A 16,593-nucleotide genomic window follows, 5' to 3' on the forward strand; every position below is an offset into this window, starting at 1 on the left:
CCTTTCTGAAACCGGTAAAGCAAAGGACATACCGCTTTGCAGGGATATGTCCTTTCCCGTATCGTTCGTATTCGTTAGGTTACTTGGCTTCCTTCGCCAAAGCATCCTCATGATTTTTCGCAAAAGCTTCCGGTGTCACAGCCTTACCAAACAAAGCTTGAATCATATTCAAGTGAACTTCTGCGGATGCAGGCTTCATTTGAACATCTGCGAACAGTGTAATGTTGCTCGCTTTATTCAGTTCATTCAATAGGTCGATGTACATTTGCGGCAGCTTCACTTTGGATGTGTCTACTTTCGTAGCTGGAATTACGCCTGCTTCAGAAATCGCGTGCTCGCCCCACTTGGATACGAAGAAGCTAACGAATTTCTTGGACTCTTCTTTTACTTTAGAGTTGTTAGCTACGAACAAGCCTACGCCTGGTCCGCCAACCCAGCTGTCCATGTTGCCTTTCCCGCCATCAACGGTTGGGAATTTAAAGAAGCCGATTTGATCTTTGAACGCTTGTGGAACATCTTTGTTCGTTGTGTAGTTCGGTAATTCCCATGTTCCCATCATGTACATCGCTGCTTTGCTGTTCATGAACTCTGCTTTACCTTCGTCGTTGCCAAGTCCGTTAAAGCCTTTGTTGAACGCGTTCATGTCCACAAGCTGGGAAATTTCTGAAGCTGCGCGAACCAAGCCAGGATCGTTGAAGGAGCCTGAGCGGTCAATCGCTTTTTTCAATGTTTCTGGTCCGCCGATACGGTCAGCTAGGTACATGTACCAGAGGGAACCCGTCCAACGGTCTTTGTTACCAAGTGCGATCGGAGCTACACCGTTTGAGCTAAGTGTTTTGACGATGTTTTTGAACTCATCATACGTCTTAGGCGGTGTTAGGTTATGCTTAGCGAAAATAGCTTTATTGTAGTACACCGGTACGATGTTCAATTCAACTGGAAGTCCGTACGTTTTGCCGCCGAATGCGTAAGCATCTGTGGTGCCCTTAACGAACTTGTCTTTCAAATCGCCTTGCAGCAAGTCATCCAGCGGAGCAAACATGTCGCCTTTTACATAAGGATCCATATAACCTGCTGCCCATGTAAAGCCTACGTCTGGAAGCGCGTTGGAAGTAGAAAGTACTTTCATTTTATTCTTATATTGTTCATTCTCGAGCACTTCTTGTTCAATCGTGACATTCGGATTCGCCGCTTGGTACTCTTTGATGATATCGTTTACAATTTTATTTTGAGTTGCCGAGTTTCCAGTCGGCCAGAGGTGCATCATTTTAATCGTCACTTTTTTAGCCGGTTGAGCACTTGCTGCTTCTGTTGCTTTCGCTGATTCTTTCGGTGCTGTCGTTTGACTTGCATTATCTGTGGAGCTACCGCAGCCCGTCAGTACCATGGATAAACCAAGCATCGTTGTGAGTGACCATGTAAGCGTTTTTCTTACCATTTTTGTTTCCCCCTCAAATCATTTGTGTGTGCTACGTGTTTTATTGTAGCGCTTTCATAGCGGCCGCAGGGAGTAACAGCTATCGGGTAATATTCCACTATTTCGAGGTATCTATCCGATCATCGGCATCCATAATCTGTTTCCGATACTGATTTGGACTTGTCCCTTCGTACTCTTTGAACAGCTTGATAAAATATTTCGACGTCTGGTAGCCAACCTGCTCCGAAATATCAGCGATCGTCAGCCTCGTTTGCAGCAGCAATTCCTTCGCCTTCTGGATTCGGCTTCTTGTGACATATTCACTGAAGGTGATTCCCGTCTGCTCTTTAAAAAGCGCACTAAAATAGCTCGGATTCAGATGAATCTGACTCGCCACCTCACTCATACCGAGAGGCTCTTGTAGATGCTCTTTGACATGTTGGACAGCCTGCTGCACGGGGGCACTATAATTTTTGTCGACGGTCTTCGCCTGCATCAGGCGCGTGTCCACCATTTTCTCCATCGTCTCCACGCGACCGCGTTCTTCCTCAATGCGCAGCGCCTGCTCAACGGCATCGATCAGCTTGCTCTTCTGAATCGGCTTGAGCAAATAGTTCACGACACCTAACTCAATGGCTGTTTGGGCGTATTGAAAATCAGGATGTCCTGAGATAATGATGGCTACTGGCTTGTGGACGAACCCTCGGGAACCTTCCACGACTTGCAGACCGTTGATTTCGGGCATACGGATGTCTGTAATCAGCAGATGAACGGGACGTGTGTTGAGCAGTTCGAGTGCCTCCGTCCCATTGCTGCAGCTAAGTATGGAATAACGCCCGATCGACCAGGCTTCTAATGTTTTGCGTATGCCTTCTCTTGTTAATGGCTCATCATCGACGATGAGGATCGTTTTCCCCGATTGTATCATCGTGTTCTTCCTCCTTATAAATCGGAATGTCGAAGCTCACGCTTGTCCCTTGCCCAGGGCTGCTAGTAATCGTGAGACCACGATACTTATCCGGCAGTGACGGGTAGTAGAGCTGGAGTCGCCGCTGTACATTGGAGATGGCCATGCCTTTTCCTTTTGGGGATGGGGCATGCGTGTCTGGAACAGAGCTCGCGCCAGGGTTAGGACCGGCACCTGAAGATGCGTCTGATCTCGTTGCTGCGCTGCCGCGTTCCATCGACTCCTGCACAGCTTGAAGTGTCTGTTCATTCATTCCCGGACCGTCATCGCTTACCGTAATGCGCAGCTCCGTCGTTTCTAAAGGCGAAGGCTCCACGCGAATCGTGATTAGCCCAACGCCAATTTTACCCTCCAATCCATGCAAAATCGCATTCTCTACCAACGGCTGAATTAGCAGCTTGGGGATATGCACGTGATTGTAGTCTTCTTCACTGTCAATTTCCCAAACGAGACGTGAACCGAATCTCACACTCATGATGCTTAAATATCGCTTAATGTGCTCTAATTCGTCCGATAGCGCAACCCACACATCCTTGTTCGGATTACCGATCACATAGCGGAACAATTCAGACATGGCTACAACGAGATCAGCGAGTTCTTCTTCATCTTTCTCCTGCAGGGACCAGTACAAGGCTTCCAATGTGTTATATAAAAAATGGGGATCGATCTGTGCCTGCAGCGCCTGCAGCTCAGTTCGGCTTTGGATCATTTCTTTTTCGTACACCAATTTAATGAGCCGATTCATATTATCAACCATTTGATTGTAGGTCATGTTCAAATCATTCAACTCGGTGGTGTACGACTGCGTCAGATTCGGCGTCAGCACCCCTTGCCTTGTATTTCTCATAGCTCGCATCAGCCTGAGAATCGGCCTCGTAATCATGGAGGAAAGCAGGAATGAAAGAATAATAAACAAAACCAATCCGATCGCCCCAGACACAATAATCGCCCAGCGCAGTACGGAAATCCCATCGGTGATATCACTCACCGGATATAAAATCATCAACGTCCAGCCCGTCTGGTCCGATAGCTGCTTCACCAGAATATAACGCTTCTGCTCCAGCGTGACCTGCTGTGCGTCGGTGTGTAAGAGTTTGCTAATGCTCGAAAGCGCCTCGTCTTCTGTCACAATAGGCCTAGCCGAGCTATCGGCTAGCAGCATCAACTCGCGGTGCCCTGTATTCGGCAGCTGGCTTTGGAAATCGAAATAGCTGCGATTGATTCGCACCATTAAATAACCGCCATTCGAAAACCAGCGATCCACTAAATTGATCCTACGAATGGCTAGAACCGACTCTGGATTCTTCGGGTCGTTCCCAATCCACACTAGTCTGCCCTTCTCTCGATCCGCTTGTTCGATCCAATTCGGATCAACGCGATCCGTTAGTTTCTGCTCATCCAGCGGAAACATGCGCGCAAAGTCCGTCGTATACAGCTCAACATTGCTCACGCCGCTGTAGGCTTGAATGTGATTAGCGATTTTCAGAAGCGACTGCCGTTCACTGAAGCTTACCGTTTTACCCTGTACAGCTGATAAAAATAATTGCTGCAGTGACACATCATTTACAGCCTGCAGCGTCAGCGTATCGATTTGTGTAATGAGCGCCTCCAGCCTGCCGTTGGCTTGACTGGCGATTTGCTTCATTTGCGTCTCCGCCTTCGTATTCAAAAGGGTCGACACCGAGTTGAACGTAATCGCGCCTGCGCAGACCAGAACGATGATCATCACCGCAATGAATCCCGCTAGCATCTGATTGCGCAATGTATTCCAATTAGCTACCTTCTGCCACACGCGGAATTCCCCTTTTCGTATATAGTGCGTGATACAAGTGATTAAAGTTCAAGTGCATTATCATGCCAAATCATACTACATACGAGTTAGTTTGGCTATTAAACTATCGAAGATTTTTATCCCAAACAACAAAAAAAGCCCACCCTCGCCCTCACACAAAGTATGGGGACTTGAATAGACTTTTATAACTTGCCTAGTGGCTACAGCTAACAGAAATTAACGCTTTTTAATGCGGTAAAAGAAATTAGGCAGCTTCACTTCATTCGTGTAATGCTGGTGAAAAATATGCGTCGTCGCCGGAGACAGCGGCGGTATCAGCCACGTCCAATCGCCGGTGACGTCGCGTCCGCTCTTCTTTTCTTTGTCCTCGAAGCGCTTGAACTGCTTCGCTGCCGTGTGGTGATCAACAATCGTGACACCCTGCTGTTGAAACGAATGCAAAACAGCAACATTCAGCTCCACCAGCGCTTTGTCCCTCCATAAGGATGACTCGCGCTGCGTATCGAGCCCCATGATCGATGCTACCCGCGGCAGCATGTTGTACCGGGCCTCATCGGCAAAGTTCCGTGCGCCGATTTCCGTTCCCATGTACCACCCGTTAAAAGGCGCCGCAGGATACGTCAAGCCGCCAATTTCGAGGTACATGTTCGACACCATCGGCACCGCATACCATTGCAGATTCAGCTCTTCGAAGGTTGGCAGCTCCGGATGCTTGATGGCAACCTCCAGAATCAACGCCTTCGGAATGTCGAACAGCCGCGGCGCTCGTTCCCCCACTTGGAGCATGAGCGGCAGCACATCAAAATGTGTGCCTGCCCCCTGCCAGCCAAGTGCCTGGCACTCTTTCGTGAAGGCTAGTGAAACAGGATCGCCCACGATGCCCTGTTCAGTCTCATAGCCCGCGTAGCGGATGAGCTGCTCGTTTAGGATCTGCACGACAGGTTTCCCTTCTCGCGAAGCTGGGAAAACCGTGATGACGGGGCGGATTTTACCGCCATTCGTCGCGACCTCGATATGCTCGAACAGCGCCCCAGCCGCCGCTTCTTCGGTCTCGACATGACGAGCATCGTGTATACGAAGCGACTCCCAGAACAAGCGGCCGATGCAGCGGTTGCTGTTGCGCCAAGCCATTTTAGCACCATGGGTCAGCTCTTCAATCGTGTGCTCGTACGCACCTGAATGCTGAATGGACTGAGTGATCTCTGCGATTCGCTTATCGATTTGAGCCTGACTTTTACCTAGCTCGGTGTAGCATTCTTGTATAAAAGGTATGGCTTTCTCTAGTTGCTGATCCTGAACTTTCATCGGTGCAGCTCCAATCATTTCACACTAAACTGGTCGGGAATATAACTGATGTGGGAGGTTGCGACAATCGTTAACTCGCCCTTATCTTCGGCAAATTGAACGGCATCATCACCGACATAGAACCATAATTTCCGTGTAGGCTCATTCTCAAACTCTTGGAAAACAAATACGTTCAACTCATTTTTCCATTTCAAAAGCTCCGCAATTCGCTCAGGCTGATCGATCTGCACACGAAACAACCACTGTTCGCCTTGCTGCTCCCATGTATAAGGCACGGGGTGCTTACCCGTATCAATAAATGCACGTCCGCCTACCGCATGCTTCACTAGAAAAGTTTCCTTCATCGCTGCAACCTCCTCTATGTCTCCGTTATTTTCCTAAGGCAGATCAATTAGCATAAAATGTGTATCTTCTAACGCACGGATCGTCAACGCCCGCTCCCCTTGCATACGCGCACTATCCTTCGCTTCGAGGATTGCATCATTCGCCGAGCATTTCCCGCTCACCAGCATGAGAAAAATACGGCGATTCTCGCCTTGCTCGAACTGCAGTTCCTTACCCGCATCCAGCTTGCTCAGGTAAATGCTCATGTCTTGATAAATTTTGGCGATGTGAGGACCGCCCTCGGGTGTTACGACTGGCAAGAGGTGGTTCACCATCTTTTCCGGCTCATACGTCACATTTTCAAAAGAGGGCTCCATTCCTCGTTTCGCTGGCATAAACCATAGTTGAAAAAGACTCATCGGCTCCGTTTCCGATGCATTGTACTCGGCATGAATGACGCCGCTCCCTGCGGACATCCGCTGTACACCATTGGATGCCGTGATGGCTACATGGCCCAGGCTGTCTTCATGCTTAATCGCTCCGCTGAGCACGATACTGACAATCTCCATATCGCTATGGGGATGCGGGCCAAAGCCCCGTCCTGCTGCGATATCATCGTCATTACAGACACGCATAACACCGAAGCTAACATTATCTTCATCAAAATAATCGCCGAATGAGAAGCTTTTGTGGCTCTTGAGCCACCCCAAATCGGTTGAATTACGCGTGTGGGCCGGGAAAACTTGTATCACAGCAATCGCCTCCTTCTATAAGTACCTCTAGCTTATCATACTGGGCGTACGGACTCCATGCCGAAACGATGGCGGAACGGTGGCAGAACGATGGCGAGTTAACCGACACCGCGCGAGCCCCCACCACATCTACTCCTCCAGCCCCATCCACTGCTCATACAGCGCATCCAGCTGCCCCTGCACGACTTCCCGCTTCTGCCAAAGCTCGGCAAGTGCCGCAGCCGACATCGTCTCGCCTTCCTGCTGTAACTGAAGATCCAAAACCGCCAACTCCGCTTCTGCGCTCGCGATGCCTTTCTCCAAAGCTGCTTTCCCAGACGCCGCCGCCTTCCCTCGCATAGCCCCGGAAGCCTCGGGCTGCTGCTTCACGATCACTTTCACTTTCGCTTTGTCAGCACCTCGCCGCTCCTCAACCAACAATTCCTCCCGCGCACGAATCTCACCGCTTTTTTCTTTATAAGCATCAAAATCACCTAAAAACACGGTGATCTTCCCTTTGTCCAACTCCCATATTTTACGCGCGAGCCGGTTCATAAAATACCGATCATGCGTCACCGCAAGCACCGTGCCGGGGAATTCCTCGAGCGCATCCTCCAGCGCTTCGCGCGAAGCGATGTCCATGTGATTCGTCGGCTCATCCAGGATGAGCAGGTTCGGCTTGCGCAGCACAAGCAGCGCTAACCGCAACCGCGTCCACTCGCCGCCGGACAAAGAACTTACGGACTTGAACACGTCCGCACCGTAAAATAAGTAGGCCGCGAGCCGACCTCGCGCCTCCCCTTCTTCCAGCTTCGCTTCCTCGCAGAAATAAGCGAGCACAGATTGCTTATTATCCGCAGGATACGCTTGCTGGGCCAAATAGCCGATGTCGACGCGAGCCCCCAGCTCGAGTTCGCCGCCATCAGGCTGCACTTCACCGAGCAACAGCTTCAGCAGGGTGGTTTTGCCCGAGCCGTTATGCCCGACGAGCATGACCTTCTCGCCGTATTCGAGCGAGCCCCTCGCCTGCCCCAGCAGCGTCTTCTCACCGTAACGCTTCGTGACATTCTCGAAGCGCAGTACCCTCCGTCCGGATCGATCCTCCGGCTTCAAATCAAAATCAGCCGCCTTCGGATCCAGCACGGGACGCTTAAGCTTTTCCATCCGATCCAGCGCCTTCTGCATGGAGAACGCCCGGCGGAAAAACTTCTCATTCCCGCCAATACGCCCCCACTCGATCAGCTGCTTGATCGTCTCTTTCATCTTCCGGATCACCTTCTGCTGCTCTTGGTACTCCGCAAACTGCTGAAGCAGACGCACTTCCTTCTCCTTCACATAGCCCGAATAAGTGGCGTGATAGGTCGTGGACTCTCCGTCTTCCAGCTCCACGATTTTGGTGACGACCAGATCGAGGAAATAACGATCATGGGAGACGATAATACAAGCGCCGTCATAATGCTTGAGGTACTCCTCCAGCCACTCCACGCCGGACAAATCCAGATGATTTGTCGGCTCATCCAGCAGCAGCAAGTCTGGCTTGCCGATTAACTGCGAAGCTAACGTAATCTTCGTCTTTTCTCCCCCAGACAAAGAGGCAAAACTTCGCTCATAAAATCCCTTCGCGATCCGAAGCCCATTCGCTACCTGATCGATGCGCGCATCCAACTCATAGCCGCCTTCGCGCTCGAAGCGTTCTTGCAGCTGCGCGTACCGTTTCAACAACTGATCGAGCTGCTTCTCGTCATTCATCACCGCTGGACTCGACATTTGCGCTTCGAGCTCGCGCATCGTTGCACGACAAGCAAGCAGCTCCCCAAAGCTCGCAGCCAGCACATCATACACCGTGAAGCTTTCCCAAGCGCTTGGGATTTGGGCTAAGTAACCGATTCCGGTATCCTTGCGCACCGTCAATTGCCCTTCATCGGGCTTCTCCATCTTAGCAATCAGGCGCAGCAGCGTGGATTTCCCGCTTCCATTGCGACCGACAAGTCCGACACGTTCCCCTTGATGAATTTCAAACGTAACATCCTCGAGCACCAGCTGGGCACCGTGGTATTTTTTTATATTTTGACCGTTAACAATTAACATAATGAAGGATCCTCCTTGGTTGTGAAGACGACCCTGACCTGAACGCAGCTAACACAAAAAGGCCGCAGGAAAAAATTCCCACGACCTTTTCGGATATTTTCCGTAGAGGGTTAAGGTAGGCGTCTTTTCGTGAGTTGGTAAACCGTATGCGCATAAGTGGACAGACCTCTCGCGTCTTTGACTTTTGCATGAACAATGCCAGCCATCGCGATGGGTAACTGGCTCACACGGTTGTTTACGAACTCTCGATTCATCCTACCTTCACCTCCTTCAAATTACACTCTGCTAAAATAGTACCATAACCGTCGGTCAATTCGCAATGGACACCGGCGCCTAGATTAATCCCCAAATCTGCTTACCGACCAGCAGCACACACACTGTGATAAAAAGTGGCCGCACATACGTTGAGCCCTTGCGAATGGCCATCCGTGATCCGAAGAAGGATCCGCAAGCCATGGCGAGTCCCATCGGAATCCCGACTTTGTAATGCACAGAACCGACTGTGATGAAGGTAGCTAAGCTAGCGATATTACTACCAAAATTCAGCATTTTGGCATTGCCGGCTGCTTTGACGAAATCAAATCCAACCATCAAAAAGGCGAAAATCAAGAACGAACCGGTCCCCGGACCGAAAAATCCGTCATAAAATCCTAAAACGAATGCCACCAATCCCATGATCGCAGCCGTCTTCGGCGTGAATTGCGTGAAGGTATTGCTGGAGCCCCAATTTTTACGAAAAATGGTGTAGATCGTGATCAGAATGAGCATCACTACGACAAGCGGACGTAAAAAGTCCGATGGAATCTGCCTCAACACCAATGTGCCGCATACCGCGCCAAACAAGGATAAAAGGAATAAACCGCGCACAGCCTTCAGATCGATATTCCCTGATCGCATAAAAGAAATCGTACTCGTCAGCGATCCCATAGAGCTCGCCAGCTTATTCGTCCCCAGCGCTACCGCTGGAGGCATGCCCGTTGCCAACAGAACTGGAACAGAAATCAACCCGCCGCCGCCGACAACAGAATCAACAAATGCAGCCAAAAAACCGCCGATGATTACGAACATCATCATTTCCCAACTAATATGTATCACGATGCTAGACTCCCTTGTACGTAAATAAGTGTAATTATGCCAACACCTATTCTCGCACGATGCGCCCTGACAAGCAACAATTAACCATTGGAAAAATAGGTGCATAGGGGGCTAGGGAAGAGTAGACCTAGTCTCCATCTGTTGAGAAATGCACAAAGGCAACTTTTCCTCATCAAATATACGATTTCAGCTAAAATTGTTGCGAAAAGGCAAGCATTTTTGTGTTTTCATCTCTTTTTAGACCTTTTCGCCCCAAAAAGATGCCTTTTTGCATTTATTAATAATCGTTAAAGTAAATTCTCCTGTAAAGGATGCTCTTTTGCATTTTTGCCATGAGGACACTCACTGAGCCTTAAATAATAAAAAATGGACAGCCCAGGTCTCCCCAAACCGTCCTCTGCCAACCATCTATCCCAAATCTGGCGTATCCACCAGCTCCACTACAAGCTTCTCCGCCTGATGTAGCTCCAGAATAACAATCTCATTACGCCCTTCACGCAGCAGCGGACCTGGCACATATAGCGTAACCTGCGGCCCTTGCTCCCAGTATCGTCCTAGGTTGAAGCCATTGATCCAGACAACACCCTTCGTCCAACCCGCCAGCTTCACAAATGTATCGGCTGCCCCATCAACCGTGAATTCCCCTCGATAGAAGGCCGGACGGTTCTTAACGTCATTAACTTCCTCGATATGCTCAAAAGGGACTGCCGCCAGATTATCTAATGGGAGTGGATGAATCGTCCAATCGAAAAGGAACTGATTATTCATCCGCACACCCTCGGTGATGCCTTTGTGATCACGAAGCTTAGGCCCGTAATTCACGCGGCCCATGTTCTCTACCACGATATCGAGCTTCGCACCGCCAGCCGGTATGTCCAGCTGGAGTGGACGCGCATCCCAGCGCTCTACGACACCTTGATACACGCCGTCCAAGAAAACCTGCGCACGATCGTGCACTTCTTGAATGTGCAGGCGTTCACCGGTACGCGGTCCGGAAATCGTTGTTGAGTAGACGATGTAGCCATAATTTTGCCCCAGTTGTTCCATAGGTACAGGGAATGTGCGCTGAACGGGCTCAGCGAGGTGAGACAGGTTGTTCAACAGATCTGCTTTTTGCGTCAGCTTGATCGGTCCGTAAGCTTTCTTCGCAATGGGCTCAGGCAGTGCAGGAAGCTCATCTTCCGTTTTGCCTAAATAGTTCGCCACAACACTTCTGACCGCACGGTACTTCTCCGTCACATCTCCGCACTCGGATAAAGGTGAGTCATAGTCATAGCTGGTGATCGTCGCTTCATACTTCTCTTGATAGTTAGCCCCATTAAAGAATCCGAAGTTCGTTCCGCCGTGGAACATATAGAAGTTCACCGATGCACCTTGGCGCAGCATCCGATCGAAAACATCCGCTGCATCGCCAGCTTCACGCGTATGGTGCGGCTTCAACCAATGGTCGAACCAACCGTTCCAGTACTCCATGCAAAAGAGGGGCTCTTCCCCGTAATATTCCCGGAATTTATCGAAAGCCGTTTCCGGCTGAGAGCCGAAATTGACAGTAGCCAGCGTCCCTCGGAGCGTGCCGCCTTGCAGCATGCCATCCTCAGGGCCATCGGACGTAAATAGCAGCACATCCACACCGCGCTTGATCAAGCCGTCTCGCAAATAAGTGAGATAGGCTTTATCGTTCCCGTAGCTGCCGTACTCGTTCTCGATTTGCATGGCCAGAATTGGCCCGCCATTCGTGCTGAGCAGCGGCGTTAACCGAGGGATCAGCTCATCGTAGTAGCGGTCTACTTTTTGCAGATAAAGCTCGTCCATGCAGCGTAATTTCATGGAAGGATACTGCAGCAGCCATGCTGGCAGCCCGCCAAATTCCCACTCTGCGCAAATGTAGGGACTTGGACGCACGATGACATGCAGCCCCAGACCGCCTGCCAGTTGAACGAACGACTCGATATCGGCAAGGCCGTCGAAATTAAACTCGTTTTCCTTCGGCTCGTGCAAATTCCAAGGCACATACGTCTCCACGGTGTTAAAGCCGCACGCTTTCAGCTTCAGCAACCGATCCTCCCAATACGCAGGCACCACACGGAAATAATGAATCGCCCCCGACAACAATTGAATTGGCTCGCCGTCTAATCGAAATTGCTTATGTTCAGCTGTTAAAATAGCCACAAATATCCCTCCATCGGATGTGAATACGTTTCCTGATCTTCCTCCATCATCGCTGATTTCGGCGTCCGAGCTCAATCTCCAAATGGGGCATATTCTATACCAAATGTGCTATTATATAAAAAAGGAGCGTGATCCTCCACATGGTCGACGTGTTTCGTTTCCCTAACTTCATTCATACCTTGCAGGTGACCGGCTGCCATTTTGGCTTGGAGGCGCCCGGCTGGGACTTCCCTCGGCATCATCATCATCTGTTCGAGCTGCTCTATTGCTCCGAGGGTGAAGTGCTGCAAGAGATACATCGCGACGCGATTATGATGCAGGCAGGCGACTGGCTGCTGATCAAGTCAGGCATTCGGCACCGCTCGGAGAATAAGGGCACTGTGCCTTATGGCTTTTTCAATGTCCATTTCGATCTCGATGACACCGATATTCGCAGTCTGCTTGCCGCCGCGCCATATCGGCATATCCACCGCGAGCAGGCGGAGCGGAGCAAGCTTAGCTCCTATGTCAGCGAGCTGGAGGCGGTCATGCGCCGCAACAGCCCTCATGACCCGCTCCAGCTGCAATTCGAGGATAGATTGCTCCTGCAATCCTATATCCTGCTCATCGTGCATGATGTGCTTCATTTGCTGCGCGAGCAGAAGCACGTCACGCCGCAGCGTGACGCTTCCTTGTTCGCCACGGATGTCGCGCACGCCATCGAAGAGAAGCTTGCGCTCGGCATCGGCGAAGAAGCCTCCATCGCAGGCATCGCCAAAGAGATGAACCTCAGTCGGAGCCAATGCTCCAAGCTGTTCACCAAGGTGTATGGCTTATCGCCTCGGCAATACGTCAGCCAGCTGACGCTCAAGCTGGCGAAGGAGCTTCTCGTTACGACGCATCTGCCGATGACAGCCATTGCTGAGAAGCTTGGCTTCCAGTCGCCCAGCCATTTCTCTCGGCAATTCCGGCGTTGGACTGGGCAATCGCCGAGTGAATTCAGACCGAAGCATCATGCCACGGAATAGCGCCGCCAGTTAGTTAATAATCCCATGGGAAACGATATCCACCTTCATGGAAACTTGAAAGTTTGCTTTAGGATATTCCGTTTCCCAGTCCATTTTCGCCCACTCATCGGGATAATAGGCAATAAGGTCACGGCCGATGGACAGTGCATCTGAATTCGCTTTTTGCAGCAGCCTGCAAATCTCTTTCCCTTCTTTCGTCAGGACGTCTGAGAACCGCTTGCTCAACTCGGCGACATGTTGGTCATCGGAGAGATTGTTATGCGCGAACTCAACGACAGACCCTTTCATTTTCAAATCTAGTTGTATTTGAACGCGTCCCGTTTCGTCAATCCAAACGCGCTTATCCCGTTTTAAATTCGTAATATTCAAGGATAAATACTGGGACGGATCATCGGCTTCCGTGGTATCCCCTTCCACTTTCCTCGTGATCACACACACTTGCGCTCTTCGCCCAAACATAAGAATCAGTAGCGTGGATTGCTCAGGCGTCAACGAGTAGCCCGTATATTTGCGCTTATGGATGAGCCCTACACCATCTACCACAGCTTTATCCTCCTCTTTACGAAGAAGCGGAAGAACAGGGTCTATCCCATTGTCATGCAGAAAAGGATACAAGGCATGTAACGTCATGGAAGGAATGACCGTTTCATACCGGGCGCTCATAATAATCTTGCGCAAATATTCTCCTGCCGTTGCGGAACCTATCCGGTCGAGGCGAATCAATTCGCCAGCTTTCCCTCGAACGATGGCCACTTTGGCGAGCATCGGATCGTTCGCATTGCGAAAGGTAGAGTCAAGAATATCCGCAAGGTCTTTTTTGGCCAACTTTTCACCGATGAGCATCACTTGATTTTTCGATGTACCGATAGGGCCTGCGATCTGCAAGCCGATCTTCTTGTATAACGATTCCTGGAGCGTCGGACCCGAATCTGACAGTACCTCATGCACGGGGGCCGTTCTTTCCTTCCCGCCTGGCGTTTGAATCGTAACCGTGGTAACAATATCATTGTTCTCGTTCACATCAATCGCTGTGGCGTAGATGAGTTGCAAATTTTTCAGTTCGTTATGATAGTTGCAGCCCGTGAGGAGCAGTGCGACTAGACTAATCGAGATAACCTTTCTCATGCCGGTATCTGCCCCCTTTTACCCCTTACCCAAGCTAGCAATAAAAGAACAATCGGAATGCTTAAGATGATGAAGCTTTCGTACTTCGTCACTTGCTCCAACATGCGGACGCGTGACTCCGATCTCCAGAAGAATCCTGCTATACAGAGGATAGGGACCAGATAGTACATGACTTTTCGATGATCGCTGAGGTGAAGCAGTTGGCTGATTCCTTTTCCCGTACAATAAAAGTAACTAATCAGGGTTGCCGTCACTTTCACCAACCAGACGGAGAGAAACAACAAGTCAAGCCGCTCCAGAAAAGGGAGCGAAATGCCGTTTAAATAATAAGGCACAGGCTGTGGAATGAAATCCAGCGCTTCCTGACTGAAATTGACAAAACAGACGAGAACGACGATTAAGAAAAAAAACGTAGCCAAGCTATTGGCCCAAAGTATAGGTGTAATTAAACTTTTGCCCTTCGTCTGAATATCGGAGTTCAGTACAAGCAGCACTTCGAACCCCAAGAAGGATAGCACCGAGCTCTTCACCCCCATCAGAATCGCGTTCATCCCCCCCTGTCCGACAGGCAGCAAATAACGTAAATCCACCGTGCGATAGCTCGTTAACATTAGGGCAATCATCACAATGACTAGCAAGGTAATTAACGCATGGTAGCGAGCTATAATCCGAATATTCTCTTTGGCTAAATAGAGGCATACCGCACAATTGGCCACAATGATCAGCCACGGATTGGTGTACTGCAATATCCATAACTCCACGAAGATCATTTCCATCAGGAGAATGAGACAGGTTGTAAAAGCGAAGTGAGCGACGAAGATGACGGAGATCAGCTTTCCAATCCATTTCCCTACGATGTGAGCTGAGAATTCAAAGAGATTTTGTTTGGGGAACCTTTTACATAGCATCACATAAGCCAGCAGCACCAATTGAACGAAGACACCCGCTATGATTACGGAAATCCATCCATCTTGTCCCGCAGCTTTATGCAAATCATAAGGGAAGGAGAGTACGGCAATGCCAATCTGAGTTTGCAAAATGAATGCAAAGACTTGTGCTCGTGTCATGATACCCTCCGTTTCGAAGCTTTTCCGCCGAAGATCCGCTTCGGAAGCTGAATAAGTGCTGTTAATATCCGACTAGGTTTAAAGGGCATGAACGGATAAAAATAAGGCACACCGAACGATTCGAGCTTACTTAGATGCATGAATAGCAAGCTCAAGCTAAGCGCGATACCTACAAAGCCTAGCAGCGCGGAGGCGATCATGATCGGAAAGGAAATGAGCCGAATCGCTAGGCGCATCTCATGGGAAGGCACACTGAACGAGGCGACAGCCGTCAACGAAATGACGACAATCATCGTGGTGGACACCAGATTGGCATTCACCACTTCACTGCCGATGACCAAACCGCCAACAATAGAGAGGGTTGCTGCAATCGATTTGGGCAAGCGAATCGCAGCTTCTCTGAGCAGTTCCAGCACGGTAATCATAAACATGGCTTCCATTAGTGGATTGAACGGAATATTTTCCAACGAAGCTTTCAAGGAAAATACCAAATCGATTGGCAGAATATCAAAATGATTCGAAACGATGGCGATATATACGGATGGCAATGCGATGCCGATCATCACACTGATGAACCGTAAGAATCGAAAAAAGGTGCCGTTCCACCATCTGACGTTAAAATCGTCCGCCGCCTGGAAAAACATAAAGAACGTGACGGGCAGGATGGTCGCAAAAGAACTACCATCAATGAGAAGCACGACTCGCCCTTCCATTAAGTGAGCGGCTGTGGTGTCAGGCCGCTCGCTGAATAGCATTTGGGGAAATGGGGAGAGATGGCTGCTCTCCAACCGTTCCAAGATTTGACCGGCTGATTTAATGAATGCAGCTTGATTCGTGAGTAAATTGGCGATAATTTCGTTAACGACGGTCATATCCGCGAGATCACACATATAGAGCAAGGTTACATTCGTTGGGCTCGATGAACCTAACGTGAAATGCCTCTCGGTTAGATTCGCGTTCTTCAATCGCCGATGAATCAGCTGCGCATTGACACCTGCATCATCGATGAAGCCTTCATTCGATCCGCGGATCGTTTGTTCATTCTGCGGCTCGGAAATACTGTGCACAACGCTCGAGCTTACATCTGCCATTAACAGGTCGGCTCGTCCATCGAGCAGAATGGCACATTGCCCTTGCAGCATCGCGGCTGCTGCCGCTTGCAAATCGGTTACTCGCTCCAAATCCAAGATGGGCAGGATGTCTTCCAGATGGCCTTCCTTGGCCTGCAGCAGCGGCTTTAGGATGTTGGTTTGCAATTTATCTTTATCCGTAACGGTTGTCAGATAGAGGAGGCTTCCTTTCACACCATGGAAGTTAAACGCTCTGACACCCACATCGTCGGAGGCATTGAAGCGTTGGTTCAGTAAGCGGATATTCACTTCCAAATCTGTCGAGATCCCATTTGTATCCTGCACTTCTCCCATACTTCGCCCTCCTTCCACATTGGATTATGGTTAGTATTCGCTGGGCAGCTAATATTATCCAGACGAGGAAGAAGCCTTTACG

14 protein-coding genes are annotated in these 16,593 nt (G+C 49.9%); 1 reads left to right on the forward strand and 13 read right to left on the reverse strand.

Annotated features, from left to right (window positions below; genetic code table 11):
* Nucleotides 1–79 precede the first annotated feature (79 nt).
* The 10 genes from AC58UX_RS12555 to AC58UX_RS12600 form a co-directional block, all read right to left on the reverse strand.
* On the reverse strand, nt 80–1,438 hold the full coding sequence (locus AC58UX_RS12555) for an extracellular solute-binding protein (RefSeq protein WP_497253006.1): 1,359 nt from the start codon (nt 1,436–1,438) through the stop codon (nt 80–82).
* Nucleotides 1,439–1,535: 97 nt separating this feature from the next.
* Entirely contained in the window at nt 1,536–2,345 is an 810-nt protein-coding gene (locus AC58UX_RS12560) for a response regulator transcription factor (RefSeq protein ID WP_497253008.1), read from the reverse strand.
* The gene (locus AC58UX_RS12565) at nt 2,308–4,176 is read right to left on the reverse strand and encodes a sensor histidine kinase (RefSeq protein ID WP_497253010.1); all 1,869 of its coding nucleotides are present in this window, start codon (nt 4,174–4,176) and stop codon (nt 2,308–2,310) included. The genes AC58UX_RS12560 and AC58UX_RS12565 overlap by 38 nt, the downstream gene beginning before the upstream one ends.
* Before the next feature lie 216 nt (nt 4,177–4,392).
* Nucleotides 4,393–5,481, reverse strand: coding sequence for a nitric oxide synthase oxygenase (locus tag AC58UX_RS12570; protein ID WP_497253012.1), 1,089 nt, complete (start codon nt 5,479–5,481; stop codon nt 4,393–4,395).
* Between the two features lie 14 nt (nt 5,482–5,495).
* The gene (locus tag AC58UX_RS12575) at nt 5,496–5,825 is read right to left on the reverse strand and encodes a hypothetical protein (RefSeq protein ID WP_497253014.1); all 330 of its coding nucleotides are present in this window, start codon (nt 5,823–5,825) and stop codon (nt 5,496–5,498) included.
* Nucleotides 5,826–5,858: 33 nt separating this feature from the next.
* Nucleotides 5,859–6,557, reverse strand: coding sequence for a pirin family protein (locus tag AC58UX_RS12580; RefSeq protein WP_497253016.1), 699 nt, complete (start codon nt 6,555–6,557; stop codon nt 5,859–5,861).
* 129 nt (nt 6,558–6,686) lie between these two features.
* Nucleotides 6,687–8,624, reverse strand: coding sequence for a ribosomal protection-like ABC-F family protein (gene abc-f / locus AC58UX_RS12585; RefSeq protein WP_497253018.1), 1,938 nt, complete (start codon nt 8,622–8,624; stop codon nt 6,687–6,689).
* Nucleotides 8,625–8,734: 110 nt separating this feature from the next.
* Nucleotides 8,735–8,878, reverse strand: a complete 144-nt coding sequence (locus AC58UX_RS12590) for an RAxF-45 family protein (protein WP_497253020.1) — start codon at nt 8,876–8,878, stop codon at nt 8,735–8,737.
* A gap of 79 nt (nt 8,879–8,957) precedes the next feature.
* Nucleotides 8,958–9,719, reverse strand: coding sequence for a TSUP family transporter (locus AC58UX_RS12595; RefSeq protein WP_497253022.1), 762 nt, complete (start codon nt 9,717–9,719; stop codon nt 8,958–8,960).
* Between the two features lie 408 nt (nt 9,720–10,127).
* The gene (locus AC58UX_RS12600; protein ID WP_497253024.1) at nt 10,128–11,888 is read right to left on the reverse strand and encodes a glycoside hydrolase family 35 protein; all 1,761 of its coding nucleotides are present in this window, start codon (nt 11,886–11,888) and stop codon (nt 10,128–10,130) included.
* Between the two features lie 140 nt (nt 11,889–12,028).
* Between AC58UX_RS12600 and AC58UX_RS12605 the strand changes: the two genes are divergently transcribed.
* Nucleotides 12,029–12,895: a helix-turn-helix transcriptional regulator gene (locus AC58UX_RS12605; RefSeq protein WP_497253026.1), complete on the forward strand. Its 867-nt coding sequence runs from the start codon at nt 12,029–12,031 to the stop codon at nt 12,893–12,895.
* 9 nt (nt 12,896–12,904) lie between these two features.
* On the opposite strand, the gene AC58UX_RS12610 is transcribed toward AC58UX_RS12605, so the two are convergent.
* From AC58UX_RS12610 to AC58UX_RS12620, 3 genes are read right to left on the reverse strand one after another with little or no spacing between them, the layout of a single operon-like run.
* Entirely contained in the window at nt 12,905–14,020 is a 1,116-nt protein-coding gene (locus AC58UX_RS12610) for a Ger(x)C family spore germination protein (protein ID WP_497253028.1), read from the reverse strand.
* On the reverse strand, nt 14,017–15,087 hold the full coding sequence (locus AC58UX_RS12615) for a GerAB/ArcD/ProY family transporter (RefSeq protein ID WP_497253030.1): 1,071 nt from the start codon (nt 15,085–15,087) through the stop codon (nt 14,017–14,019). The genes AC58UX_RS12610 and AC58UX_RS12615 overlap by 4 nt, the downstream gene beginning before the upstream one ends.
* Nucleotides 15,084–16,511, reverse strand: coding sequence for a spore germination protein (locus AC58UX_RS12620; RefSeq protein ID WP_497253032.1), 1,428 nt, complete (start codon nt 16,509–16,511; stop codon nt 15,084–15,086). The genes AC58UX_RS12615 and AC58UX_RS12620 overlap by 4 nt, the downstream gene beginning before the upstream one ends.
* Nucleotides 16,512–16,593 lie beyond the last annotated feature (82 nt).

Source organism: Paenibacillus sp. J22P90, assembly GCF_059692195.1.

Coding starts and splice junctions, on each gene's coding strand:
- AC58UX_RS12555 (WP_497253006.1), bottom strand. CDS start 1,438: ATGGTAAGAAAAACGCTTACATGGTCACTCACAACGATGCTTGGTTTA.
- AC58UX_RS12560 (WP_497253008.1), bottom strand. CDS start 2,345: ATGATACAATCGGGGAAAACGATCCTCATCGTCGATGATGAGCCATTA.
- AC58UX_RS12570 (WP_497253012.1), bottom strand. CDS start 5,481: ATGAAAGTTCAGGATCAGCAACTAGAGAAAGCCATACCTTTTATACAA.
- AC58UX_RS12575 (WP_497253014.1), bottom strand. CDS start 5,825: ATGAAGGAAACTTTTCTAGTGAAGCATGCGGTAGGCGGACGTGCATTT.
- abc-f (WP_497253018.1), bottom strand. CDS start 8,624: ATGTTAATTGTTAACGGTCAAAATATAAAAAAATACCACGGTGCCCAG.
- AC58UX_RS12590 (WP_497253020.1), bottom strand. CDS start 8,878: ATGAATCGAGAGTTCGTAAACAACCGTGTGAGCCAGTTACCCATCGCG.
- AC58UX_RS12605 (WP_497253026.1), top strand. CDS start 12,029: ATGGTCGACGTGTTTCGTTTCCCTAACTTCATTCATACCTTGCAGGTG.
- AC58UX_RS12610 (WP_497253028.1), bottom strand. CDS start 14,020: ATGAGAAAGGTTATCTCGATTAGTCTAGTCGCACTGCTCCTCACGGGC.
- AC58UX_RS12615 (WP_497253030.1), bottom strand. CDS start 15,087: ATGACACGAGCACAAGTCTTTGCATTCATTTTGCAAACTCAGATTGGC.
- AC58UX_RS12620 (WP_497253032.1), bottom strand. CDS start 16,511: ATGGGAGAAGTGCAGGATACAAATGGGATCTCGACAGATTTGGAAGTG.